Annotated in this window: 19 protein-coding genes and 1 pseudogene; 2 read left to right on the forward strand and 18 right to left on the reverse strand. The window is 69.9% G+C overall.

What is annotated here, in order from left to right; translation table 11 throughout:
- Nucleotides 1-342: 342 nt before the first annotated feature.
- Nucleotides 343-1,629 carry a cellulose-binding protein gene (locus tag ACIBF8_RS11230; RefSeq protein WP_396782410.1) on the reverse strand — a complete coding sequence of 429 codons (1,287 nt, stop codon included), beginning with the start codon at nt 1,627-1,629 and terminating at the stop codon, nt 343-345.
- Nucleotides 1,630-2,478: 849 nt separating this feature from the next.
- Here ACIBF8_RS11230 and ACIBF8_RS11235 point away from each other — a divergent pair.
- Together ACIBF8_RS11235 and ACIBF8_RS11240 are read left to right on the forward strand one after the other, a co-directional pair.
- Nucleotides 2,479-2,697 (forward strand): FAD-dependent oxidoreductase, encoded by a 219-nt coding sequence (locus ACIBF8_RS11235; RefSeq protein WP_396782411.1) that lies wholly within the window; start codon nt 2,479-2,481, stop codon nt 2,695-2,697.
- Nucleotides 2,697-2,816 (forward strand): annotated as a pseudogene (locus tag ACIBF8_RS11240) (NAD-binding protein); the annotation flags it as partial. The gene ACIBF8_RS11235 and the pseudogene ACIBF8_RS11240, both read left to right, overlap by 1 nt.
- Nucleotides 2,817-2,981: 165 nt before the next feature.
- On the opposite strand, the gene ACIBF8_RS11245 reads toward ACIBF8_RS11240, so the two are convergent.
- The 17 genes from ACIBF8_RS11245 to ACIBF8_RS11325 form a co-directional block, all read right to left on the reverse strand.
- Nucleotides 2,982-4,592 (reverse strand): cellulose-binding protein, encoded by a 1,611-nt coding sequence (locus ACIBF8_RS11245; RefSeq protein ID WP_396782412.1) that lies wholly within the window; start codon nt 4,590-4,592, stop codon nt 2,982-2,984.
- An 823-nt stretch (nt 4,593-5,415) separates the two neighbouring features.
- Nucleotides 5,416-6,471, reverse strand: a complete 1,056-nt coding sequence (locus tag ACIBF8_RS11250; RefSeq protein WP_396782414.1) for a hypothetical protein — start codon at nt 6,469-6,471, stop codon at nt 5,416-5,418.
- 250 nt (nt 6,472-6,721) lie between these two features.
- Entirely contained in the window at nt 6,722-9,430 is a 2,709-nt protein-coding gene (locus ACIBF8_RS11255) for a beta-L-arabinofuranosidase domain-containing protein (protein ID WP_396782416.1), read from the reverse strand.
- Complete coding sequence (locus ACIBF8_RS11260; RefSeq protein WP_396782418.1) at nt 9,427-10,791, reverse strand: aminopeptidase P family protein; 1,365 nt, start codon at nt 10,789-10,791, stop codon at nt 9,427-9,429. The genes ACIBF8_RS11255 and ACIBF8_RS11260 overlap by 4 nt, the downstream gene beginning before the upstream one ends.
- A complete protein-coding gene (locus tag ACIBF8_RS11265) occupies nt 10,788-12,074 on the reverse strand; it encodes an alpha/beta fold hydrolase (protein ID WP_396782420.1) in 1,287 nt (428 codons plus the stop codon). Before ACIBF8_RS11265 ends, ACIBF8_RS11260 begins: the two co-directional genes overlap by 4 nt.
- On the reverse strand, nt 12,071-12,910 hold the full coding sequence (locus tag ACIBF8_RS11270; protein WP_396782421.1) for an ATP-binding cassette domain-containing protein: 840 nt from the start codon (nt 12,908-12,910) through the stop codon (nt 12,071-12,073). Before ACIBF8_RS11270 ends, ACIBF8_RS11265 begins: the two co-directional genes overlap by 4 nt.
- On the reverse strand, nt 12,907-13,719 hold the full coding sequence (locus tag ACIBF8_RS11275) for an ABC transporter ATP-binding protein (RefSeq protein ID WP_396782422.1): 813 nt from the start codon (nt 13,717-13,719) through the stop codon (nt 12,907-12,909). Before ACIBF8_RS11275 ends, ACIBF8_RS11270 begins: the two co-directional genes overlap by 4 nt.
- Nucleotides 13,720-13,730: 11 nt before the next feature.
- Complete coding sequence (locus ACIBF8_RS11280) at nt 13,731-14,729, reverse strand: ABC transporter permease (RefSeq protein ID WP_396782424.1); 999 nt, start codon at nt 14,727-14,729, stop codon at nt 13,731-13,733.
- Nucleotides 14,726-15,679 (reverse strand): ABC transporter permease, encoded by a 954-nt coding sequence (locus tag ACIBF8_RS11285; protein ID WP_396782426.1) that lies wholly within the window; start codon nt 15,677-15,679, stop codon nt 14,726-14,728. Before ACIBF8_RS11285 ends, ACIBF8_RS11280 begins: the two co-directional genes overlap by 4 nt.
- 6 nt (nt 15,680-15,685) lie before the next feature.
- Nucleotides 15,686-17,377 carry an ABC transporter substrate-binding protein gene (locus tag ACIBF8_RS11290; RefSeq protein ID WP_396782427.1) on the reverse strand — a complete coding sequence of 564 codons (1,692 nt, stop codon included), beginning with the start codon at nt 17,375-17,377 and terminating at the stop codon, nt 15,686-15,688.
- 408 nt (nt 17,378-17,785) lie between these two features.
- On the reverse strand, nt 17,786-18,454 hold the full coding sequence (locus ACIBF8_RS11295; RefSeq protein ID WP_396782429.1) for a GntR family transcriptional regulator: 669 nt from the start codon (nt 18,452-18,454) through the stop codon (nt 17,786-17,788).
- 99 nt (nt 18,455-18,553) lie between these two features.
- Entirely contained in the window at nt 18,554-19,936 is a 1,383-nt protein-coding gene (locus tag ACIBF8_RS11300) for an aldehyde dehydrogenase (NADP(+)) (protein ID WP_396782431.1), read from the reverse strand.
- Between the two features lie 11 nt (nt 19,937-19,947).
- The gene (locus ACIBF8_RS11305) at nt 19,948-20,949 is read right to left on the reverse strand and encodes a proline racemase family protein (protein WP_396782433.1); all 1,002 of its coding nucleotides are present in this window, start codon (nt 20,947-20,949) and stop codon (nt 19,948-19,950) included.
- A gap of 1 nt (nt 20,950) precedes the next feature.
- A complete protein-coding gene (locus ACIBF8_RS11310) occupies nt 20,951-21,880 on the reverse strand; it encodes a dihydrodipicolinate synthase family protein (protein WP_396782434.1) in 930 nt (309 codons plus the stop codon).
- 93 nt (nt 21,881-21,973) lie between these two features.
- Nucleotides 21,974-23,413, reverse strand: a complete 1,440-nt coding sequence (locus tag ACIBF8_RS11315; protein WP_396782435.1) for an NAD(P)/FAD-dependent oxidoreductase — start codon at nt 23,411-23,413, stop codon at nt 21,974-21,976.
- Nucleotides 23,406-23,702, reverse strand: coding sequence for a (2Fe-2S)-binding protein (locus ACIBF8_RS11320; protein WP_396782437.1), 297 nt, complete (start codon nt 23,700-23,702; stop codon nt 23,406-23,408). The genes ACIBF8_RS11315 and ACIBF8_RS11320 overlap by 8 nt, the downstream gene beginning before the upstream one ends.
- Nucleotides 23,702-24,868 carry an NAD(P)/FAD-dependent oxidoreductase gene (locus ACIBF8_RS11325; RefSeq protein ID WP_396782438.1) on the reverse strand — a complete coding sequence of 389 codons (1,167 nt, stop codon included), beginning with the start codon at nt 24,866-24,868 and terminating at the stop codon, nt 23,702-23,704. Before ACIBF8_RS11325 ends, ACIBF8_RS11320 begins: the two co-directional genes overlap by 1 nt.
- Between the last annotated feature and the right edge of the window lie 64 nt (nt 24,869-24,932).

A 24,932-nucleotide genomic window follows, 5' to 3' on the forward strand; every position in this document is an offset into this window, starting at 1 on the left:
CGTCCGGGCCACGCGGCCGGTCGGGTGGAAGCGTCCGGCCACGGGCCGCCCACCGCCTCGGGACCGTTCATCTTGACCACAACCCACTCTCCTCGGCCTCAGCCAATCCACGGTCTAGCCCTCGAGAATGGCCGCCGAAAAGGGTTTCGGCAAGATGCCCACCGCCCCGGATCCGGCGCAGGCCGGACCCGGGGCGGCGCATGCCGCGCCGCTCACCGCCGACGAGCGGCGCGGAAGACCAGGGCCGGCGGCGGGCGGGACGACAACCGCCCACCGCCGGTAATCCGTGCTTCTAGCCGTGTTGCCTTGATCCCCAGGAATGCCGAGCTGGTGGCGTTTCCGTCAGTAGCCGTAGCGGTTCTTCAGGTGTCGCCACCAGTCACGGAACATCCAGGTGTCGAACTCGGTGATCGTGCTGGCGCTGCCGGCCTTCATCAGGAACCCGCCGACACCACTGGGAGTCCAGTCGTAGAAGTCGTCGAGGCCGAAGGTGTGGCCGATCTCGTGCAGCAGGATGTGCATGTTCGCGGCATTGAGGTTGTTCATGAAGTACTCGCGGCCCATCCGTTGACCCCAGTCACCCCCGGCACCGCCGCCAAACCCGTCGGTCAACCACAACGACTGGTCATAGTGCCGGGCCGCACCACCCGGACAGTTCGGGTACTGGCCGCTCTGGTTGAAGAACCGCCCGCACGGCTCGGCGCACTGCGGCGCGTTCTCCCGAATGTTGTTGACATAGATATCCACCGACGTGTCCGACCACTGCAACTGCGCCCGGTCCCGAACCGCCCACCCGACGACCCGCACCGGCACCTCGCTGTACGGCCAGGCGTTATGCCCGACCATCAGATCGAACCACTTCTTGTACTGCCGAGCCAACGTCGCATGCACCTGATCACGCTGTGCCGCGCTCACCGACGCGCTGGAGTCCCACCGCACACAGACGTTGAGATACCCCCCGTTAGCGAAGACCTGATCCCAACCGTAATTCCGGAACCCGTACAGGTTGTTGTAGGTCTGCTCCTGATGCGTCCACACCTGACCGAGCGGGGTCACCAGGTTGCCCGGCGGGTTCCACCCCGACGACGGCGGCGACGTGGGCGGGTTGGTGTGTGCCTTGACCTCCAGCAGGCCTACCGAGGAGGTGCCGCTGGAGGTCAGTTGGACCCGCAGGCGGGTGGTGTTGACGGCGGCGAAGGACACCCGGTTGTACCGGTCGGCAGCCACCGGGTAGCCGCTGGCGCCAGGCACGTCGGCGAAGGCGCCGCCGGCCCAGGCCTGCACCCGCCAGGCGGACGGCAGCCGAACTCCGCCCTGGTCGTCGAAAAAGTACGCGTCCACCGCGCGGATCGTCTGAGCGGTGGCCCAGGTCAGCTCGACCCAGTGGGCGCCGGTCTGCGGCCAGGTGCCCCACCGGGGGTTGGCGGTGTCGTTGGAACGGGGTGGGTCAACTCCGTCCTTGACCGCCGCCACGTTCTCCCAGGACGAGGTGTAGGAGGCTGACGCGCTGGCGGTCCAGGCCAGATTGTCCCCGGGGGCGGCGTTCGCCGCACCACCGACCACCAGCAGGTTAGAGGCGAACAGGGCCAGGGTCACTATCAACGTCGAGATTCGCCGATTCCAGGTCATCTCACACTCCTCTCGATCAACAAAAATCTGTTTATGATGGTCAGGTCGGCTCGCTTCTCGGCGAGCGTGACCTGATCGATGCCGCCAGGCGGCAAGCTGTCAGGACCAACCGCGCGGACAGCCACGCGGGGAAGGCGATCGCCAGCAGAGCTGGCGCCTCCGAGCTGGGCATCCGCAGCGAACCGTTCCGGGCGCCGTTGGTTCGCGGCCCCAGGCGTCGGAACGGACGCGGCCGTCGAGGGCTCCGACACGAGGTGACCCGGTTTCCGGGGCGCGGGCGAGCTGCCGGTCCCTGTCGGCTCTACCAGAAGTTCGTGCCGACGACACCGCCGTCGCCGCCGCTCGATGCCGCCACACCATCGCCGGCCCGTCTGCGACCGGCGATCGTTCCCGGCCGCCCCGGGCTCGGCCGTCGACCGGGATCGCCAGCCAGCCCGACGGCCGACCAACGGTGGCGTGGAACAGAGAGAGCCTGCCTTTCATCAGACTCCTGGAGTGATGTATCTCGATGCCTTACGCCACCCTGCCGCACGGAAACCTTTTCGGCAAGATGTCAGGCGCGTAACCGCTGCCGCCTCTCGACCCGACACCACCTGCAACCCCGGCATCAACCTCAGCGGCATCGCGGCTGGCCACAGCAGATGCACCCGCCGCCACACTGACCATCAGGTAGTTTCGAAAATGTTTCGGTGATCATTCGACGTTGAGTCAGTGCCACCGAGAGGAGGCAGGCCTGCCCGGGTGATCGGCCAGTGCAACGGTGGTTTTCAGAGCTGAGGTGAGCGTCCGCGACGGTGGGAGCCTGACGGGCTGGCCCTGCGTACGGGCAGTGCCCTCGACGGTCTCGGCTTGGAGCTGCGCCTCGGTGTGCCCGCAGCCACGCTGGCCACCGCTCAGCGCGTGGTGACCCTGGCCGATGACATCCGCGTTCCGTACGACGCTCTGGTCGTGGCGACGGGGGTGCGTGCCCGCAGAATGCCGGGCTGTCCGGAGGGGGTACATGTGTTGCGCACTCTGTCGGACGCGGTGGCACTGAAGGAAAGACTACGGCCGGGGCGGCCGCTGTAATCGTCGGCGCCGGATTCGTCGGCGCGGAGATCGCAGCCACCGCACGTGGATCCGGGGTGGAGGTGACGCTGCTGGAGGCGGTGCCGGTTCCGCTGGCGCTGGCCGTCGGCACGCAGGTCGGCCGGTTCCTGACCAGCCTCCAGTGTGTAACGAGCACTGCGCCACGAGGCGCCGGCATCACCTGTGCTGGCGATGCCGGCGCGTCATCGTTCCAAGTCTTCCCAGACGGTGACGGTGTGGCCAGCCGCTGTGGGCTCATCGGCGGGCATTGGGGGTGGGTTCGGTCAGGGCGTTACCACCCTGCCGCCGAAGGTCACGACGAGACGGCCATCGGAGGCGAAGGACCAGCCCAGCGCGCCGGAGTATTGGGAGCACCGGGATCCGTTGGAGCCGGACCAGAACTGGTTTGAGCTGTCGGAGTTGCCGATGATCTTGTCGTTCGATCCGCCGTCGCACGAGGTGTTGTTACGGAACACCGAGCTGCCGCCGTCGAAGGTGAAGTTGCGCTCGGCGTTGCCGATGCTGACGTTGTTCGACACCTGCAGCGTGCCCAGATTGCGGTTGTAGGTGAACCCGTGCTTGCCGTTGTCGTAGGCGATATTGCCTCGGACGACGTGGTTGACCGCGATGTCCTCGCCACCGAGCTTGTAACCGTTGCGATCGCCGGCGCCGGCTTGTCCGCCGTTGCTCAGGGTGCCGTTGTTGTAGGCGAGGGAGGACTCGATGGTCACCGCGCCGATGGGCCCGGTGTCACTCTTGGTGTAGAGGTCGTAGCCGTCGTCGATGTTGTTGTGGGCCACGGTGTACCGGAAGACGTTGCCCGGGCCGACAGTGAGCTTCGGGGCGAAGCCGTCTGCGTCCTCTCCGTCGGAGTCGACATTGTCGTGTGACACGGTGCTCAGCACGAGGTTGTTGGACGGCCACTGGTCACGGGGCGCGCCAGCCACCAGGCGAGAGAGCTGCAGCCCCGAGTCGCGGTTGTGGCGGGTGATCACACGCTCGATGATGTTGTTGTTGCCGGCAAGGAGGATACCGTTGTCCCCGGCGCGCTCCACGGCGATGCCGTAGACGTGCCAATATGACCCGCCGAGAACAAGTCCACGGTTCGCCGGGTCTTCACTCTGTGCCGAGAAGTTCAGCACGGGGGTTTCACCCGGGTAGGCGAACAGCTTCTTGCGCGCGCTCGACGTGCCGTTGTTGCCCTGGCCGACCGTGACGGTCTGCGAGTAGCGGTAGGTGCCGCCACGCAGGTAGATCGTCCCGCCGGCAGAGATACGCGTGATCGCCGAGGTGAGCGTCGTCGGGTTCGACTCCGTCCCGGACGCGCTGTCGCTACCGTTCGGCGCCACGTACAGCGTGGTGCCCGACGGCGGCGGAGTCGTCGGCGGAGGGGTCGTGGGCGGGGCAGTCGTTGGTGGAGGGGTCGTCGAGGCGTAGGTTTCAAACTCGGCGACTCTCGGCGTGCCGGTCGAGCTGGTGATCTCGAAGTTGATCTTGCTCAGCCTGGCCGGGGCGAAGGTGATGGCACCCGCCCCGTTACCGGTGGCCAGGACGGTGCCAGTGTCGTTGTTGACGACCCGCCAGGATCCAATTACCCCGACCGCGCCGGCTGCCTCGCGGATACTGATCGCGGACACGGCGGTGGCCGCGCTCCACTTGACCGAGATGCGACCGGTCGAGCCGGCAGGCGACCAGTAGGTGCCCATGTTGCCGTCGACCACATCGCCGAAGCTGGTCCCGCTGGCCTTGCTGGAACCGTCGGCACCAGCCCCGAGGCTGAGGTTGGGGCTACTGGCGGCGGACACCTGGACCATCGGCAAAGCCACAACGGCCGCGGCGACCGCCGCGAAGGCGACGCCGCCCGCGAGAAACTTGGATCTCAATCTGGATTTCACTGTCGAACTCCTCAGAAATCAATACGAAGGAACACCACCCCGCAGGCGCGGCGCCACACAGTTCTGCATGTTTCCCTAATGCGGCCGCGAACCGAGACATCGATGGACTTCATGCTAGGAAAGCGTTTACCTGAGATGCAAGGCTTGCGATGTGCAGGTTTGTTGCAGGCCACGGTGTGGTGGCAGCCCTGACGGCCGCGCTCACCCACTGCGTAGTCGAGGTGCCGCAGCGGCTCGCCGTAATGTCGTGTTGCGGCAGGCGCACCCGCTGGATGTCGACCGACGGCGGCCGCTCTCCGGGCACGCCGCCAGGTGTCCGGTGTTCAGCCGGCCGCGGTGGCCCGATGCTGCCGATCGCCAACGGTGCCACCAGGTAATCGCCCTTGGTCTTGAAAGCGCCTGCCCGGTGTTCGGGTGCGCCTGGGCCAGGTGCGGTCAGCACGTGCCGGTGGAGTGCCGCACAGTTCCGTGCTGAGCGACTCCCAGCCGCCGCAGGCGGTCGCCGAGGAGGAGAGCTGTAGTTGAGCCGGAATGTGTGCAGCAGCCGGTCCTGGTCGAGGGAGTTCAGGTGCGCCCAGGCTCGGTCGGCGATCGCCTGGAACGGGCCGGCCAGCAGGGTGTACGCGGAGATACCGATGTTGGTCCGGGCCGTCGCGGCCGGCAGGGTGCCGGCGACCGCAGTGCCGACCGCGACGGCGGCCCCGGTCTACAGCAGGGACCGGCGGGTCAGGGCGGATTTGGGCATGTTGGTCACCTCCTGGGGCTGGGGGGGCGCCCGACCGGCCGGCCCGGGCGGCCCCGAATGACGGTTCGAGCGACCAGGTCAGTAGCCGTAGCGGCTCTTCAGGTGCCGCCACCAGTCCCGGAGCATCCAGCGGTCGAACTCGGTGATCGAGTTAGAGGTGAGGGCCTTCATGATGAAGCGAGACTGTCCGGTGGGGGTCAACTCGTAGAAGTCGTCCAACCCGTAGGTATGGCCGATCTCGTGCAGCAGGGCGTACATGTCCGTGGCGTTGATGTTGTCCATGAAGTACTCCCGGGGCAACCGCTGGCCCCAGTCGCCGCCGTGACCGGCGCCGAAGCCGTCGGTGAGCCAGAGCGATTGGTCGTAGTGCCGGGCCGCGCCGCCGGGACAGTTCGGGTACTGGCCGTTCTGGTTGAAGAACCTGCCGCACGGTGCCGCGCACTGCGGGGCGTTCTCCCGGATGTCGTTCACGTAGATGTCGACCGAGTTGTCCGACCACTGGAGCTGGGTCCGGTCGCGGACCGCCCAGCCGACGACCCGGACCGGCACCTCCGTGTACGGGAACCCGTTGTGCCCGACCATCACGTCCATCCACTTGTTGTACTGCCGGGCCAGGGCGGCGTGGATCTGGTCGCGTTGGGCGGCGGTGACGGTGGCCGAGGATTCCCAGCGGACGCAGTAGTTGATGTAGCCCCCGTTGGCGAAGAGCTGGTCCCAGCCGTAGTTGCGGAAGCCGTACAGGTTGCCGTTGTTGTAGGTCTGCTCCTGGTGCCGCCAGACCTCGTCCAGCGGGGTGACCAGGTTGGACGGCGGGTTCCAGCCGGACGATGGCGGGTTGGTTGGGCCGGGTCCGGGCGGCTGGGCGTGCGCTTTGACCTCCAGCAGGCCGACCGAGCCAGCGCCGCTGGCCATCAGCACCCGCAACCGGGTGGTGCTGACCGCGTTGAAAGTGACCAGGTTGTAGCGGTTGGCCGCGATCGGGTAGCCGCTGGCTTCGGCGACGTCGACGTAGCTGCTGCCGTTCCAGCTCTGCACCCGCCAGGAGGCCGGCAGGCGAACCCCGCCGTCGTCGTCGAAGAAGTAGGCCTCGGCGGCCGAATGGTCTGCGGCTGGGACCAGGTGAGCAGCACCCACTGCTCGCCAGTGTTGGGCCAGGTGCCCCAGCGCGGGTTCTGGGTGTCGTTCGAGCTCGTCGGGTCGATGCCGTCGCGGATCGCCCCGACGCTCTCCCAGGGTGAGGTGTAGGACGCACTCGCGGTCGCGGTCCATGCCAGATTGTCCCCGGGCGCGGCCTTCGCCACTCCCAGCCCGGTGAACACCAGGCCCAGCGCCAGCAACGGCACGAGGGCCCGGCCGGCGGTGGCCGCCGGCCGGGAAGTGCCGGTCAGTCCAGCGGCGGCAGTTCCACCCGCTGGACTGGGGTGGTGTTGCCGGCCCGATCGGACGCGGTGAACTCCAACACCTGCGGCTCCTGGCGCAGTGTTCGGCTGAACGGCTCCTGGTAGACGCCCCAGAAGGTCTCCGCGGTGCGCCACTGAATGCGGTCCACTCCGGACACCTCGTCGGTCGCGTCCAGGGTCACCTCGACGCTGCGGCCGAGCGAGCGGACCCGCGCGGTCGCGACCGGCGGCGTGGTGTCCACGTCCACCTCGCGCGTCGCGTGGAAGGTGCGGCCGGTGCTGTCGGTAGCCCGCGCCCGCAACCGGTGACGACCGTCGGGCAGCGGGCGCTCGCCGTTCACCGGCTGCCAGTTGCCGTCGCCCACGGCGGCCTCGACCCCGGACACCCCGGGCCCCGGCGAGACCACGGTGACCGTGAACGCAGGCGGGCTGGTGTACCAACCCGAGGCGGCCCGCTCGCCGACCACGTCCAGCCGGATCACCGGGACCGCGTCGGCCGCGCCCACGTCGGCGGGCAGCGACCACACGACGAGGTCCTCGACCGGATCAGCGGAGCGCCACACCCGGGCGTCCGGCACGACCAGGTCGGTGCGCTCCGACCAGTCGCGGCCGGCGGGAAGGCGCGGGTCGGTCGTGCCGCGGCGGGGCACGGCCGGGTCGTCCAGCGTGCTGCTCGACGCCGCCACCAGTACGGCACCCACCTCGGCGCGGCTGAGCAGGCCGGCCCGGGCGGCGCGCAGCGCGTGCCGGTGCGCCGCGGCGAGGAAGTCCGCGATCGTGGCGTAGCCGCCATCCGCCCACAGGCCGGTCAGGAACGACCAGCCGTGCTGGTCATGTCGGTCGGGAACGCCGGGCGCGCTCCCCCGGAACGCGATGTCCGGATCGTCCAACCGCAGGTACATGTGATGGCGGCGGTCGCCGCCAGACCAGGCCGGCTCGAAGGTATGGCCGAGCACCGTGACCAGGTCACCGTCGCTGTCGGCACCGGCCAGGCTGCCGTCTAGCAGGCGGTGCGCGGCCGGGGCTACAGACAGCGTGGTGGTCGCGTCGTCGCGGGCCAGCAGCACGGTCGGGCCGAGTTCCAGGCTGACCAGAGACGGATCGTCGAGGGTGGGCACCAGCCGTAGCGGCAGTGGCAGCGTCAGCTCGACGGTGTCGCCGCGGCGGAACTCGCGCCGCACGGTCACGAAGCCGGTCGCCGAGACCGGGGCGGGGTGCGCCGCGCCGTTCACCCGGACCTGCTGTCGTCCGCGCGCCCACGGCGGGATGCGCAGGTGCAGGGCGACCGGGCCGTCGACGTCGACCGCCAGCGTCACCCGGCCTTCACGCGGATAGCGGGTCCGCAACTCGACCTCGCCGCCGGCCTCCGCCCAGGTCAGCCGGGAAGGCACATATTGCAGGACGAACAGTTCGCCGGGCGCCGCGAACCACACCGACTCTTGGTGCTTCACGTGGCTCTCCAGCCCCGTGCCGCCGCAGCAGGTGCCCACGTTGTCGTACTCGCGGACCGCGCCTGGGTCGACCGGATACATGTAGACGACTTCGGGGCTGGTGTCCGAGGCGACGTCGGCGCGGGAGCCGACGATGTGGTTCAGCGACGCCCGCTCGACGTAGTCGACGTACCGGCCGTCCAGCGTGTGGCCGAACAGCCCGCGGGCGATCCTCAGCAGGTTGTAGGTGGCGCAGCTCTCCGCGTTGCGGCGGCCGACGAATCCAGCGATGGTGTCGGCCGGGCCCCACAGCTCGCCCTCGCCGGTGCCGCCATGCGCGAATGTGCGGCCGGGCACGATCTGATCCCAGAGCGTGAGCACCGCGTCGAGGTAGCGCCGGTCGCCAGTCGCCTCGTACTGCGTCAGGTGCCCGATGAGCATCGGCAGGTGCTGGTTGGCGTGCATGCCATCGAGCACGTCGCGGCCGGCGACCGCGGCGTCGAGCAGGCCGTCCATCTCGAACGCTGCGGCGGCCTCCAGGAAGGACGGCTCGCCGGTGTACCGGTGCAGGATGACCAAGCTCTCGTTCATCCCGCCGAACTCGCCGGCGATGTACAGCGACCACATGCGCTGCCGCTGCGCGCGGTCAACCCGAAGGATCCGGGAGGCCGCCCAGTGACCCATCCGGGCGGCCACCTCAAGCGCCGGCTTGCTGCCGGTGTGCTCGTACGCATGGAGCAGCCCGGCCAGGATCTTGTGGCAGGTGTACCACGGTGCCCAGATCTCGCCGTACGGGGCGAGCTCCTCCAGCCGGGCGAACTGCCATTCGCCGTACGCGGCGAGGAAGCCGGGGTGGCTGAACCGGCCGGTGGCGGCGAGCGCGCCCTGCACCTCGGCCAGTCCGGCGACCATTGAATCAGACTTGTCGCGGATAGCCGGGTCACCGGTCGAGGCGTAGGCGAGCGCGAGCATCGACAGGAAGTGCCCCGCGTAATGCCCGCGCAGCAGGCTGGCCGTCGGTGCCACGCCGGCGCCCGGGTAGTCCGACGCGGACCACGGCTGCTCCTCCGGGTGCCCGAAGTCCTCCCAGTTGCCGGGCGGCTCGGCGCCCCGGGTGTCAAGCCCGGCGTTGGCTCGCAAAACGGCCAGCGCACGATCGACGGGGTACACCCGGGCCAGGTGCAGCATCTGCTCCTGGGCCCGCGCCTGCACCCCGTCATGCAGGGCGACGTCACGCAGAGGGAAGGGCTGAGCGAGGGTCACCGGGTCTTCTCCAGGGTCCATTGTTCGAGTCCGAACGCGTCGATCGGCAGCGCCTCGGACAGCACCTCGTGCCCGGTCGGAGTCACCAGCAGGTCGTCCTCGAGGCGTACGCCGATACCACGCAGCTCTGGTGGCAGGGTCTCGTCGTGTGCGTGGAAATACAGCCCTGGCTCCACGGTCAGCACCATGCCGGCCGCAAGCGGGGCGCCGTGATACTGCTCGTACTCCGAAACGTCGCAGTCGTGCACATCGAGACCGAGGTGGTGCCCGACGCCGCAGACCACGAACCGTCGGTGCTGCTGCCCCTGCGGCGCGAGTGCCTCGTCCACCGACACCGGCAGCAGACCCCAGTCGGCCAGCCCGTGGACAAGCACCTCCATCGAGGCGAAGTGGAAGTCGGAATACTGCGCGCCCGGCCGCACCTGGGCCATGCCGGCCCGGTGCGCCGCCTCGACCAGGTCGTGCACCGCCCGCTGGGTGGGTGTGAAGGCGCCGCCCACCGGGAGGGTTCGGGTGACGTCCGCGGTGTACAGCGAGGTCGCCTCGACGCCCATGTCCAGCAGCAGGGTCTCGCCGGGCAGGATCGGGCCGTCGCAGCGCACCCAGTGCAGGATCGGTGCGTGCGGCCCGGAGCCGACGATCGTGCTGTACCCGGGGCCGTTGCCGAACGTCCGGGCGTACCGGTCGAAGGTGCCCTGGAGCCAGCGCTCGCCGAGGTTCTCCGCGATCGCGTGCGGCACCTCGCGGGCGACGGCGGCGAATCCGTGGACGGTGGCATCGACGGCCGCCCGCAGCTGAGCGATTTCCCAGTCGTCCTTAATCATCCGCAGGTCGGAGAGCACCCGGCCGGCGTCGACGGGGTCGGTCGGCGCCGCGTACCGGGAGATCGGCCGGACCGGCAGGTCCAGCGCGGCGGACCAGGCGTCCAGCCCGGCCGACGGGCCGACCCACAGCTCGCCATACGCCGGGCTGGCGTAGAAGTCCCGCTCCCCCGGCCGCGCCGGCGACGGCAGGTAGAGGACGGCGTCGTGGCCCCCCGGTAGCGGGGTCAGCACCAGCACGCCGCCCTCGACCTGGCACGAGGTGGCCCAGACGAAGTCGCTGTCCGGCCGGAACGCGTAGTTGGCGTCCCCGTTGCGGCGCGGCGCCCAGCCTGCCTCAATCACGATGGTCCGGCCGGGCAGCGCGGCGCTCAGCCGGGCCCGGTGCTCGGCGGCGGCCCGGGCCGCGGCGGCGTCGACCGGCGCGACCACGTCGCGTTCGGCCCAACCGTGACCGATCTGGGCGAGGAACCCGGGGCTGTCGTCGGCCAGCCGGGGCGGCTTGGTGCCGGCGTACGCCGGGCGGGTCGTGCCTGTCATCGCCGTTCTCCTCCTCGGTCGCGGACCATCTCGCGCAGCCGAGTGAACACCCGCCCGCTGCCGATGCCGTCGTGCTCGAATTCGTTGGTCACCCAGGCCTGCGCGGCACCGACCCGCGAGAGGGTGTCCAGTTGCAGGCCGGCGTCGACGAACACGTCGTCGAAGTAGACCGCGGCGGCCAGCGGGACCTCGTTGTCAGCCAGCCGCTGGAGGTCGTAGAGCGGCGTCCAGGTCTTCATCGCGGCCAGCTCGTCCATCGCGGCGGCGAACGGCCGCAGCGCGCGGATCTCCTGAAACATCCACGGGAACGTCATCTCGGAGGTGAACAGCAGCGGCCGGCGGCCTTCGGCGAACTCCGCCCGCCGGTCCCGTTCGCGCTGCGCGGACCAACGGAACGGCCCGTTCGCCCCGGCCCCGTAGATCGCCTCCTGAAGCACCCAGAACAGAGGGTTGGCGGCGTTCGAGGTGCGGGTGAGGACCGTTTCCAGGAAGCCGTCAGTCAGCTGACCGTGAGCGCCGAACGCCTCCGAGACCAGCCAGTGCAGTCGCAGGTGCCCAGGTCCGAACCCGAGGTCGTTGCCGAGCGTCTGGAAGCGGCGGACCGACAGCGGCGACCCGTCTGGCAGCGTGACCTCGCCGTCGGCGAGCCGGTCGGCGATGGCCGACACCGCGGCGATGTCCTGCGGGTAACGCGCGTAGAAGTCGGCGGTCTTGCCGGCCACCCGGGTGAACGTGCGCCGGTAGACGTCGTCCGGGTCGGGCGGCGTGCCGGGGATGCCGCCGCAGACGTAGCAGGCGGTCAGCGCCTCCGGCGCGACCGACAGGTAGGTGAGGGTCAGCCAGCCGCCGAAGCTCTGTGCGAGCGTCGCCCACCGCTCCCCGGCGTACGCGGTGCGGCGCACGTGCTCCAGGTCGCGCACGATCGAGTCGGCGCGGAACTTCAGCAGGTGGTCGGCGGCGGCCACGCCGGACGGGAAGCCGGCGATCACCGTGCCGTCGACCGGCGTGCTGCGCCCGGTGCCGCGCTGGTCGACCAGTAGCACCCGGTAATCCGGCAGCGCCTCGGCCAGCCACCCGCCGACCGTGGTCGGCCGCGGGTTGGCCCCGCCAGGGCCGCCCTGAAGGTAGGTGAGCAGCGGCAGGTCGTCGTGCCGCCGGTCGGGGTGGGTCAACTCCCGGACGAAGATTCTGATCTCCCCGGCGGACGGGTCGGCCCAATCCAGCGGCACCGGCAGGGTGAACTCCCGGACCCACGCGCCGGGGATCGGATACTCGACTGTCATCGGGCTGCCGCCTTCTGCCGCCGCGCGGCCTCCCACTCGGACCGGATCCGGGGCACGGCGGCCAGCAGCTTCCGGGTGTACTCGTGCTGCGGATGGTCGAAGACCACATCCCGCTCGCCCGCCTCGACGACCTTGCCGGCCGTTATCACCGCGACCGAGGTGGCGATCTGCCGCACCACGGCCAGGTCGTGCGCGATGAACAGGCAGCCGAAGCCCTCCTCGCGCTGTAGCTCACGCAGGAGGTTGATGATCTGCGCTTGGACCGAGACGTCCAGCGCGGAGACCGCCTCGTCACAGACCAGGACCCGGGGACCGACCGCGAGCGCGCGGGCGATCCCGATCCGCTGCGCCTGGCCGCCGGAGAACTGGGCCGGATAGCGGTCAATGTAGGCCGGATCGAGGCCGACTCGGTCGAGCAGGGCCCGCGCCACCGCCCGGGTGCCGCCAGGAATCGGCCGCTTCTGGTAACGCAGCGGCGCGGTGACGATCCGCTCGACCGTGTGGCGCGGGTTCAGGGAGGAGAACGGGTCCTGGAACACCATTTGAACAGACCGTCGCACCTCCTGGAGGTCCTTGCCCTTGAGATGGGTGATGTCCCGGCCGGCGAGGTGAACCGTGCCGGAGGTGACGTCGATCAGCCGGGCGGCCAGGCGCGCGGTGGTGGACTTACCCGAGCCAGACTCGCCGACCAACGCGAGGGTCTGGCCGGCGTGCAGGTCGAACGAGACCGCGTCGACGACGGTGAAGCTGCGGGCCGGCCGGAACAGCCCGCCCGTGCCCGCGACGGGGAACTCCTTGACCAGGTCGCGGGCACGCAGCAGCGGCTCATCGCTCATCGGTTGTCACCTCCGGTGGTGCGCAGCTCGCCGATCGCGTCGTCGATCCGCGGCACCGCGTCGAGCAGGTCCTGGGTGTACGGGTGCTGCGGGTCGGAGAAGATTTGCTCGGTCGACCCGGTTTCGACCATCTGGCCCTGCCGCATCACCAGCACGTTGTCCGCCACCTCGCTGACCACCGCAAGGTCGTGGGTGATCAGGATCAACGCGGCCCCGGTCTCCCGCCGCACCTCGGCGAGCAGGTCGAGGATCTGCGCCTGCACCGTCACGTCGAGCGCGGTGGTCGGCTCGTCCGCGATGATCAGTTCGGGTTCCGTGCTGAGCGCCATCGCGATCATCACACGCTGCCGCATTCCGCCGGAGAACTGGTGCGGGTAGTCATCGACGCGGCGAGCCGCGTCCTTGATATGCACCCGCTCCATCGCCTCGATGGCGGCTCGGCGGGCGGCCCGTCGACCGACGCCGGATCGGTGCGAGCGGTAAGCCTCGGCGATCTGCATGCCGACCGTGTAGTACGGGTTGAGCGAGGACAGCGGGTCCTGGAAGACCATCGCGATCCGGTCACCACGAATCGCCCGCATCCGCCGCTCGGTCAACGCGCACAGGTCGCCGCCGTCGAACTCGATCCGGCCGGTCCGGACGGCGCCGGGCGGGAGCAGGCCGATTACGGCGAGGCTGGTCATCGACTTACCGGAGCCGGACTCGCCGACGATGCCGAGCGTGCCGCCGGCCGACACGTCGAAGTCAATCCCGTCGACCACCCGCACGTCGCGACCGCCGGTCCGGAACGAGACTGTCAGATCCCGCACGCTGAGCAGGCTCATGCCGCCGCCCCTACTCGGACGCGCGGATCGATCGCCGAGTAGAGCAGATCGACCGCCATGTTGCCGACCACCACGAAGAACGCGGCCAGCAGGGTGACCGCCATGATCACCGGCTGGTCATTCCTGGTGATCGCGTCGGCGGCGAGCTTGCCGACCCCGTTGATCCCGAAGACCGTCTCGGTGATCAGCGCGCCGCCGAGCAGGCCGGCGAAGTCCATCCCCGCGATGGTGATCACCGGGGTCAGCGCCGGGCGCAGCGCGTGCCGCCGCCAGACCAGGTTCGGGCGCAGGCCCTTGGCCTTGGCCGTGCGCACGAAGTTCTCGCCGAGCGTGTCGATCACGTTGGCACGGGTGAGCCGGGTGTACGACGACGCGTACCCGATCGCCAGCACGGTCCACGGCAGTATGAAGTTGAGGAACCACTGGCCGGGGTCGTCGACGAACGGGACGGCCTGTGGGAACGGCAGCCATTGCAGCTGGACCACGAAGACGTACTGGAGCGCCAGAGCCAGCACGTAGTTCGGGATCGACATGCCGCCGAGGGTCAGCGAGGCGATGAACCGGTCGGCGAACTTCCCCTCGCGCACCGCGCTGATCAGGCCGCCGATCACACCGGCGAGCAACCACAGCACGGCCGCGCCGAGGGCCACCACCGCGGTCACCGGCAGCCGCTGGACGATCATGTCGGTGACGATCTGCGAGGTCTGGAAGGAGTAGCCGAGGCAGGGCGCCGGGCAGTGCACAACCGAGCTGCCGCCGCCGTAGTCCCGGCCGACCACGAGACCCTGCAGGAAGTGCAGGAACTGGGCGAGGAACGGATCGTCCAGCCCGAGGTTCGCGCGGATCTGGTCGATCCGCTCCGGCGTGCAGTTCTTGCCGCAGATCTGCACCGCCGGGTCGGGCGACAGCACGAAGAAGACGATGTACGTGAACAGGCACACCAGGAACAGCACGAGCAGCATGCCGAGCACACGGTGGACGACGTAGCGGGTCATGAGCGGCCTCCTGAGTCCACTGCCGACCGGACATCGTCACCGAGGACCATGAACGACAGCACCAGCAGGGCCAGGAACACGCCCGGCACGAGGAAGTACGTCGGGACCACCGAGTACCAGCCGACCGAGCTGGAGATCATCTGACCCCAGGACGGGGCGGGTGGCACCACCCCGACGCCGAGGAAGGAGAGGCCCGCCTCGGTGCCGATGTAGCCGGGCACCGCCATGGTGACCATCACCAGGATCGTCGAGCGCAGGTTGGGCAGGATCTCGGTGAAGACCAGCCGGGTGCGTGAGGCGCCCGAGGCGCGGGCCGCCTCGGCGAACTCGCGTTCCTTCAGTGACATGGTCTGTGCCCGCACGATCCGGGCCAGGTACGGCCAGCCAAACACCGAGATCACCACGATCAGCAGGAACTGTCGGTTGTCAGCCGGTAGCGCGGACAGCACGGCGATCATGAAGATCAGCGCCGGAAAGGCGATGAGGAACTCCATGACGCGCGATATGAGCATGTCGACCCGCCCACCGAAGTATCCGGCCAGCAGGCCGAACACGACCCCGAACACGGTGGTGAGCAGCGTTGCGCCGAGCGCGATCAGCATCGAGGTGCGCGCTCCGTACACGATCCGGGCGAAGATGTCGCGGCCGGTGCCGGGTTCCACGCCGAGCCAGTGCTCCGTGGAGATGCCGCCCCACGACCCGAGCGGGACGCCGCCCAGGTCGGGGTCGATGGCCCGCTGGTCGAACTCGTACGGGTCCCACCCGCCGAGGCGGACGATCAGCGGCGCGAACACCGCCATCAGGACCACGAGACCGATGTACGCGAGGCAGGCCACCGCCGCGCGGTCGTGTAGCAGGATTCGGACCACGCTGCGCCGCGGGTCCGTGCTGACCGCGGGGGCGTCGTGCGACGCGGCCGCGGCCTCCAGTTCGGTGGGCGAGATCGACACGTCAGCTCAGCCCTTCGAGGGGTCCTTGAGACCGACGATCCCGTAGTCGTATTCGCCCTGCGGGGCGACGATGCCGGCCAGGTTCTGGCCCGGGAGGTAGATCCGGTTCTCCACGTTCAGCGGGACGATCGGCGCCAGCTGCATGATCTTCTGGTCCAGTTCGCCCCACGCCTTGTTGGCCGCGGCCAGGTCGGTGAGGCCCTTGATCCGGTCGATCTCCTGGTTCACCGCGGCATCGTTGATCTGGGCGAGGTTCTGGTTGCCCTTGGGGGCGATCTGGCGGCCGTCGAACAGCGGCGGTAGGAAGGTCGAGGCACTGGACGCCCAGTCTGGGCACCAGCCGGTGATTGCGGCGTCGTGCTGCTGGGACGGGGTGGCGATGGTCTCGTAGTAGGTGGAGCGGTCGATGACGTTGAGTGACACGTCGATGCCGACCCGCTTGAGGCTCTGCTGGAGCGACTCGGCCTGCCGCTGCATGACCGGGTTCGAGCGGATGTCCAGGGTCAGCTTGAAGCCATTCGGGACGCCCGCCTCGGCGAGCAGTTGCTTGGCCTTGGCTACGTCGCCGGCACCGTCCGCGCTCGGGTACGGGTCGTAGTCGGTGTGCCCGGAGACGGTGCTCGGGATGATCGCGGTGGCGACCGTGGCGAACTGGTTGCCGCCGGTGGCGTTGAGGATCGAGCTCTTGTCCACCGCGTAGTTGATCGCCTGGCGGACCTTCACGTCATTCAGCGGCTGCTTCGTGGTGTTCAGGCCCAGGTAGGTGAGGCAGGTCGAGGGCGCCTTGACGACCCGGTCCTTGAGCTGCGGGGCCTGCAGCCGGGCGATGGTGGCGGTCTGCACCGTGCCGGACATTGCGTTGATGTCCGCGCCCTGGCCGGCGATCAGCCGCTCGTCGATCGTGGCACCGTCGATGCCGATCGCGAAGTGCCACTTGTCCGGGTACGCCTTGCGCACCGGGTCGGTCGCCGCGTCCCAGTTCGGGTTGCGCTTGAGGTCGATCGTGCTGCCCGGGGTAAAGCTCTCCAGGTCGTACGGGCCGGACGAGACGATGTCCTTGATGAACGTGTCACCGCCGCCGGTGCCCACCGGAAACGGCACGGCGCTGGGCATCGAGAGCACCGCGTCAAACTCGGGGAACGGCACCTTGAGGTGGAAGACCACCGTCTCGTCGTCCGGCGTCTCGATCGCGGACAGCTCACCGGAGCGGTAGGGGCCCCGGTAGTCCGTCGGTGCGTCGAGCAACTGCTTGAGGTACGGCGCGCCGATACCGATCTCCGGGTCCCAGCCGCGGCTGATCCCGAACTTGACGTCCTTGGCGGTGATCGGCGCGCCGGTGTCGAACTTGACCCCGCCCTTCAGCTTGTACGTCCACGTCTTACCGTCCGGCGACACTTGGCCCAGGCTCTCCGCCAGGTCCGGGACCATCGCGTTCGGATCGCTGGCGTCGTTCGCCGCCTTGGTCACCAGCGTCCGGTAGACCAGCCGGTAGAACGCGTTGACGCCGCCGTCGAAGCCGCGCGCCGGGTCCAGGTAGGAAAAGTCGTTGGCCTGCAGTACCTGGACCGTGCCGCCCTTGACGGCGGTGCCGCCGCTGCCCGTGGTGCTGGACGAGCCGCCGTCGCCGGAACATGCCTGCAGGGCCAGGGCCGACGCCATCAACACGACCAGGGCCACCGGGGGTGTGGTTCTCTTCAAGGGGTCCCGCTTTCTAGGATGACGCGGGCCCGACCGGTCAACGACCGGCGGTCCTGCGCTCGTCGAAAATTTGGGGTGGGCCAGCCACGACGTGGTGGCAGGGGGTAGGTCGCGGTCCCGGACGCAACGGGGCGGGGTCACCTCTGCCGTCGGCGACCGCGACGATGCCGATTCGCGATGCGACTCGGTCACTGGAAGTCAGAGTAGTATGTCACACCTCGCCGGTGAAGCTCTGACTGCAAGAAAGTTACAAAATCCGAGGAACTTCTTCGTTCTCTGGCTACCGGCCAGCATCTCGCTGCTCAGCAGGCATCCCCCGGCTGTCCGGTCTGCCACCCAACGAACGGCCGGTTGCGCTGCTCAACGGGGGCCAGGGGCTCGCCCCTCAAGCCGGCCAGACCCCGGGGATCATTCCTCGGCGCGCCCGTTCCACCAGCCCAGCACGTGCCCGATGTGCGCGTTGAGCAGGGCCTCCGCGCCCCGCCCGTCACGCGCCTCAAGCAAATCGACCAGGCTGTGATGCTCGGCCGCCGAGCGGGTCAGCTCGGCCGTCCCGACCATGTCGGCCAGGCCGACCATCCGGGTCTCCTGGCGCAGGTCCTTGACGATCGCGACCAGCCGGCGATTCCCGTGAAGCTCCAACAGCCGCAGGTGGAAGGCCATGTCGCTGGCCAGGTAACCGGGCAGGTCGGCGGCAGCCGCCGCGTCCACGATGGCCTGAGCCAGGGTCCGCAGCTCAGCTCCGGCCGACGGTTGCAGGGTGCGGGCGATCTCCCGCATCGGCGGCGCCTCCAACTGCTGGCGCAGCCGGACGATCTCCCACAGGTCCTGCTCGCTGACCTCGGTAACCCGGAAGCCCTTGTTGCGCACCACGTCGACGAAGCCGCGTTTCTGCAGGTTGAGCATCGCCTCGCGGACCGGGGTGGCGGACACCCCGAAGCGGGCGGCGAGCGCCGGGGCGGTCACCAGGGTGCCCGATGCCAGCTCACCGGAGATGATCGCGGCTGCTAACGCGTCCTCAACGGTGCCGCGCAGGCTCGCACCCACGGTCACCGGGCCGATCACCGACGAGCTCACCCGTGGCCTCCTGAACGCCGCCCGGCGAACCGGGTTTTCTCCGGCAACAATACAATGTCACACCGTGCACGAATCCCCGACAGATCCAAGTATCCCCGTTCAACGATCGCGCAGCTCCACCGGGAGCAACGCGGCCGGTGCGCTCTGGAACGCCACTGGACGCTGGAACCGGGAGATGGCCGCCAGGCCAACCGAGGTCGAGGTCGGCGCCGTGGTTGCCGGGTACGGGCCGCCGTGCTGCTGCGCGCCGGATACCGTCACCCCGGTCGGCCAGTCGTTGTAAACGATCCGGCCGGCCGTCTCGGTGAGCGCGTCGGCCACCTCGACCGCGAGCGGATCGGTCCCGGAGCTGTGCCCCTGGATCGTCCCGGTGAGCTGCCCCGGCATCCGGCGTAGCACCGCGAGCAACTCGTCCTGCGACGCGTAGCCGACGACCAGACCGGCCGGCCCGAACATCTCGACCTCCAGGACCGCCGGGTCGGCCAGCACGTCAGCGGCGTCGATGCTCAACACGCTGGCGTGCACGCCCTGCTCGTTCGCTGGGCCGTCAACCGCCGCGCGGACCCCTGGGTGCCTGCCCACCTGGCGTACCGCCTCGGCGAAGCCCTCCTCCAGCCCGGCGGTGAGCATCCGGCCGGGCACCGGCAGGTCCACCGCATTGACGAAGCCGTCGGGGTCCGGCACCAGGATCACGCCCGGGTTGGTACAGAACTGGCCGGCGCCGAGGGTCAGCGAGCCGACCCAGCCCTGGACGATCCCGGCGCCCCGCTCGGCCCACGCTGCCGGGGTGACCACCACGGGGTTGACGCTGCCCAGCTCGCCGTAGAACGGGATTGGCTCGGGCCGGGACGCGGCGATGTCGAACAGCGCCCGGCCACCCTTGGTGGAGCCGGTGAAGCCAACCGCCTTGATCCGCGGGTCACGCAGCGCTACCAGCGACGGTTCGACACCCTCGATCAGTGCGAACGCGCCAGCCGGCGCGCCCGCCCCGGCGAGCGCGCCGACCACCAGGTCGGCGGTGCGCCGGGACAGCTCCGGGTGGCCCGGATGCGCCTTGACCACCACCGGGCAGCCGGCCGCCAGCGCGGACACCGTGTCCCCGCCGAAGACGCTGAATGCGAACGGGAAGTTGCTCGCGGCGAAGACCAGCACCGGCCCGATCGGGACCACGGTGCGGCGCAGGTCGGGGCGAGGGCCCATGCCGTAGTCCGGGTCAGCGGGATCGACCCGGACTTGAAGGAGCTCGCCGGACCGCAGTTCCTGCCCGAACAGCCGGGCCTGGAAGGTGGTCCGCTTCAGCTCACCGGTCAGCCGCGGCAGCGGCAGATGGGTCTCGCCGGCCGCCAGGTCGGTCAACTCGGCGGACGCGGCCTCCAGCGCCGCCGCCACCGCGTCCAGCCACGCCGCCCGGCGCTCCGGGGTCGCGCGGCGCATCGGGGTACGGGCCGCCTCTGCGGCCGTGAGCACTGCGTCGACAGACACGAAGCTCCTCCTCAAAACTCGAACCCGGCCGGGTACGGATCGGTCGGGTCCAGCATGTACTGCCCGAAGCCGGTTACCCAGGCACGGCCGGTGATCGTCGGTAGAACGGCGGGGAGGTCCCCAATCCTGGTCTCGCTTACCAGCCGACCGGTGAACCGGCTGCCGATGAAGGATTCGTTGACGAAGTCCTGGCCGATCGCCAGCTCCCCGCGGGCGTGCAGCTCGGCCATCCGGGCCGAGGTGCCGGTGCCGCACGGCGACCGGTCGAACCAGCCGGGGTAAATCGCCATCGCGTGCCGGGAAAGCCGGGCGTTCGAGCCAGGAGCGATGAACTCCACGTGGTGACAGTGGTCCACGCCGTCGATCGTCGGGTGCTTCGGCGGCGCGCTCTGGTTGATCACGTCCATGATGGCCAAGCCGGCCCGCAGGATCTCGGCCTTGTGGCTGCGGTCGAACGGCAGCCTGAGCGCCTCCAACTCGACCATCGCATAGAAGTTGCCGCCGAACGCCAGGCTGTACGGCACCAAGCCGAGGCCGGGTACCTCGATGGTCTCGTCCAGCCGGTCACAGTACGCCGGGACGTTCTCCAGAGTGACGCTCTCCGCGTGCCCATCACGGATCGCGACCCGGGCGGTCACCAGCCCCGCCGGCGTGTCCAGCCGGATCGTGGTGACCGGCTCAACCACCTCGACCATCCCGGTCTCGACCAAGACGGTGGCCACCCCGATCGTGCCGTGCCCGCACATCGGAAGGCAGCCGGACACCTCGATGTAGAGCACCCCGAAGTCCGCGTCCGGACGGGTCGGCGGTTGCAGGATCGCCCCGCTCATCGCCGCATGTCCCCGCGGTTCGTTGACCAGCAGGCGCCGCAGGTGATCCAGGTGTGCGATGAAGTGCAGCCGCCGCTCGTTCATCGTCGCGCCCGGCAGCACGCCGAACCCGCCGGTCACCACCCGGGTGGGCATCCCCTCGGTGTGCGAGTCCACGGCGTGGAACAACCGCGACGCCCGCATGTCAGGCCACCACCGCTGGGTACGCCCCCAGGCCCGCGATGGCCCGCTCGGTGTCGGCGCGGACCTGCGCGGCGTGCTCGGCGGTGAGCGGGCCGCGCGGCGGACGGCACGGGCCGCCATACCGGCCGACCATCTCCATGCTCAGCTTGATGGCCTGCACGAACTCGGTACGCGAATCCCAGCGGAACACCGCGACCAGGTGCTTGTAGAGCTCCCGGGCCTCAATGAAGCGGCCGGCCAGCATGTGCTCGTAGATTTCCACCGACTCGCGTGGGAACACGTTCGGGAAGCCCGCGAACCAGCCCACTGCGCCGTCCGCCATCAGCTCGAAGAGCACGTCGTCGGCGCCCGCCACCACGTCGATGTCACACCGTTCGGCAATCTCGAACAGCCGCCGCACATCGCCGCTGAACTCCTTGATCGCCGACACGTTGGGCAGCTTGGCAATCTCCGCCACCAGGTCCGGCACCAGGTCGACCTTCGTATCGATCGGGTTGTTGTAGATCATGATCGGCAGGCCGACCTCATCGATCCGGGCGTAGTGCTCGACGACCTGCGCGCGGCTGGCCCGGTACGTAGTGGGCGGCAGCGCGAGCACCGCGTCGGCGCCGTCGTCGGCGGCGAGCTCTGCCCAGTGCTTCGCCTGGTGCCAGCCCGTACCGTGCACGCCGGCCACCACGAGGCCGCGACCGGCCACCGCCTCCACCGCTACCTGCACGACCTTGCGGCGCTCCTGGTCGGTCAGCGAGGAGTACTCGCCCAGCGAACCGTTCGGCCCGACCCCGCGGCAGCCCTTGCTGATCAGCCAGTCGCAGTGCGCCGCGTACCGGTCGTAGTCGACCTCCAGCCCGGCCGGCGCGGACGGGTTCTCCTTGTAGGGCAGCGCGGTGGCGACAATGACTCCGCGAAGGTTGATCGGTTCGGTACTCATTGAACCTCCCTAAGGTTGATGTTGTTCAGGGCCAATGCCCTGGTTGGGTAGGGCGGTGGGGGGTGGCTGATCTGGTGTCTGTCGCACAGCGGCTCAACCGGTACGGCCGCCCCGTCGGTCTGGACGCCCTGGCCACTGAGTCGGATCTGCTGCGGCGGCGAGCTCGCCGAGCCGCAGGGGCACCGCGAGGGGGCGGTTAGCGGTCCGGCCGGCATCGAGCAGTCCGGCCGGCCCGGTGGCGGACGCGAGGATCTCCTCGACGGCCTGGCCGCAGGTGCGGCCCTGGCAGATGCCCAGGCCCGCGCGAGTGGTGAGTTTGAGTGAGCGCACCCCACGCGACCCGGTCAGCCGGACAGCCGACCGCAGGTCGCCAGCGGTGACGTCCTCGCAGCGGCAGACCGTGGTGGTGTCGTCCACCCAGGACTGCCAACCAGGTCGGATGCCGTGCGCTGCGGCGAGCCGGCCGGCGAACTCGCGGAAGACCGCGCGGGTGCGCACCGCCCCGGGCGGGGGCGCGCCGCCGGCGGCGACCGCGCCGGCGATCTCGCCCTCGGCCAGGGCCAGATCAACGCCGCCGATCCCCGTCAGCTCGCCTGCGGCGAGGACCCCCGGCACGGACGTACGCTGGTGCGCGTCCACCACGACCACGCCGTCCACCACGCACCCGGCTGCGATGGCCAACTCGGTGCGTGGGACGAAGCCGTGGCTCACGCAGACGGCGTCCACCTCGATGGTCGTTTCGGTGCCGGGAACCGGCGCCCAGTCCGGTGCCAGCCGGGCCACGGTGACCGCCTCGACCCGGTCGGTGCCGTGGGCCGCGACCACGGCCGTACCGACCCGGTATGGAACCCGGTGGCTGATCAGATCACGCACATACCCGGCCAGTTCGCTGCCTTTGGCCTGGGTGCCGACCAGCCGCCACGGCCGCGCGCCCCAGCCGCGGCTCAGCTGCGACCAGCCCGCCGCCTCCAACACCCCGACCACTCGGGCTCCGGTACGGACCAAACTGGACATGACCGGAAGCAGGAACGGGCCGGAGCCGGCGACGAGCACCCGGCGACCGACCGCCACCCGCTCCCCCTTGGCCAACGCCTGGGCCGCGCCGGCAGTGCTGACGCCGGGCAACTCCCAGCCGGGGAACGGCAGCGTACGCTCCTGCGCACCGGTTGCGAGGACCAGCGCCGCGGGGTCGAATGTGCGGGCCGCGCGGCCCTGCCCGTCCGGCGGACCGGCCAGCAGGTGCACCAACGGCGGCTGATCGTCCCGGCGGTCGACCGACCAGACGTGCGCGGACGACACGATCTCGATGCCGGGGTCGTTGGCGAGCGCAACACGCATCGTCCGGAACCTCTCCCAGCCGTGGTGTAGCGCCCGCTCGGCGTCGGTGGCCCGGGACGCGGGCAGGTGCCGCCAGTACTGGCCGCCGACGTCGTCGCCGGACTCGACCAGCACAACCCGGGCACCGCGTCGGCGGGCGGCGAGGGCGGCCGCCATCCCCGCCGGGCCGCCGCCGACCACGAGCACCTCAGGCACCGTCGTCCTCCTGGAGTTCGACCTGATCACCGTCGACCGCGCGGCGCTGGCAGGCCCGCACGTCGCGCAGCCCGTTGACCACCACGAGGCAGTCGAAGCACACCCCGATAGCGCAGAAGATGCCACGCGGCCGGCCGGTGCGGCTACGGCGCCAGGACGTCCGACCGGCGGACAACAGGATTCCGGCGATCGTCTGGCCGACCAGGCCGTCAACCGGCTCGCCGGACACCTCGATCCGGATCGTTTCGGCTGGCGCGTCATCCATCCGGTGTGGGCCCGTCAGCGGCATCACACGACTCCTTCCAGGCTCGGCCGGTCGAGCCGGAAATCGTTTGTCGTCTCCCCGCCGAGCAGCAGGTCGCCGAGCAGGTCGGCGGTGGCGAGGCTCAGGCCGATCCCGGCGCCCTCATGGCCAGTGGCGTGCCAAAGGCCGGGCAGCCGCGGGTCCGGCCCAATGATCGGCAGGTGATCGGGGACGAACGGGCGAAACCCGCCGTACGCCCGCATCACCTGCGCGTCAGCCAGGAACGGGAACAGCACCAGCGCCTTCGCGGCCAGGGCGGCCAGCACCCGGGCCTCGATCCGGTCGTCGAAGCCACGCCTCTCCCGGGACGAGCCGATCAGCACGGTGCCGGCTGCGGTCGACTCGACCACGCTGGATACCTGAAGGTCGGCCGAGCCGGAGCCGACGGCGCCCACGTAGTCGGCGTCGTAGACCTTGCGTCGGATTCGGGCCGGCATCCGCGAGGTGACCAGGACAGTACCGCGCCGGGGGCGCACCGGGACGGGCGCGCCGAGCCGCTCGGCCACGGCGGCCGACCAGGGGCCGGCGGCGATCACGACGCTGTCCGCGGCGAGCGTGCCGGCGCTGGTGCGTACGGCGGTGAGGCGTCCATGCCGGACGACCCCGCCGACCACTTCGACGCCCTGACGCACCCGGGCTCCGTGCCGCCGGGCCGCCGCCAGCAGCGCCTCGGTCGCCACCACCGGCTGCACCTGGGCGTCTTGTGGATAGAAGACCGCAGCGGTGAAGTCCCGGGTCAGGTCGGGCTCCAGTTCGAGCGCGCGAGCGTTGTCCACCGACTCGGCCTGCACCCCCGCGCGACGCTGACTCTCGGCGAACGCCAGTAGGGCCTCGGCGCTGGTCGCGGTGGTGGCGACCACCAAACCGCCCTTGTGATCCAGCTCCAGGTCGGGGAAACCGTCGGGCAGCTCATCGCGCAGTTCCTCGCGCACCCGGGTCCACGCGCGCAGCGAGCGCTGGGTCAGCCGCAGCTCGACGCCAGGCCCCTTGTCGGAGACGAGAATGTTGCCCTCGCCGCTCGCCGACGTACCGCCAGCGCTCGGACCGCGGTCGACGACGACCACGTCGCAGCCCGACCGGGCCAGGACGCGGGCGATCGCGGCGCCGACGATGCCGGCGCCGACGATGAGCACCGACCGCGAGGAGGACATGACAGTACTATGTCACATTCCGCACTGCTCAAGGAATGCTGGTTCGAAAAAATCCCACTGTTCA

The sequence above is a fragment of the Micromonospora sp. NPDC050276 genome (assembly GCF_044459545.1).
Taxonomy (GTDB): Bacteria; Actinomycetota; Actinomycetes; order Mycobacteriales; family Micromonosporaceae; genus Micromonospora.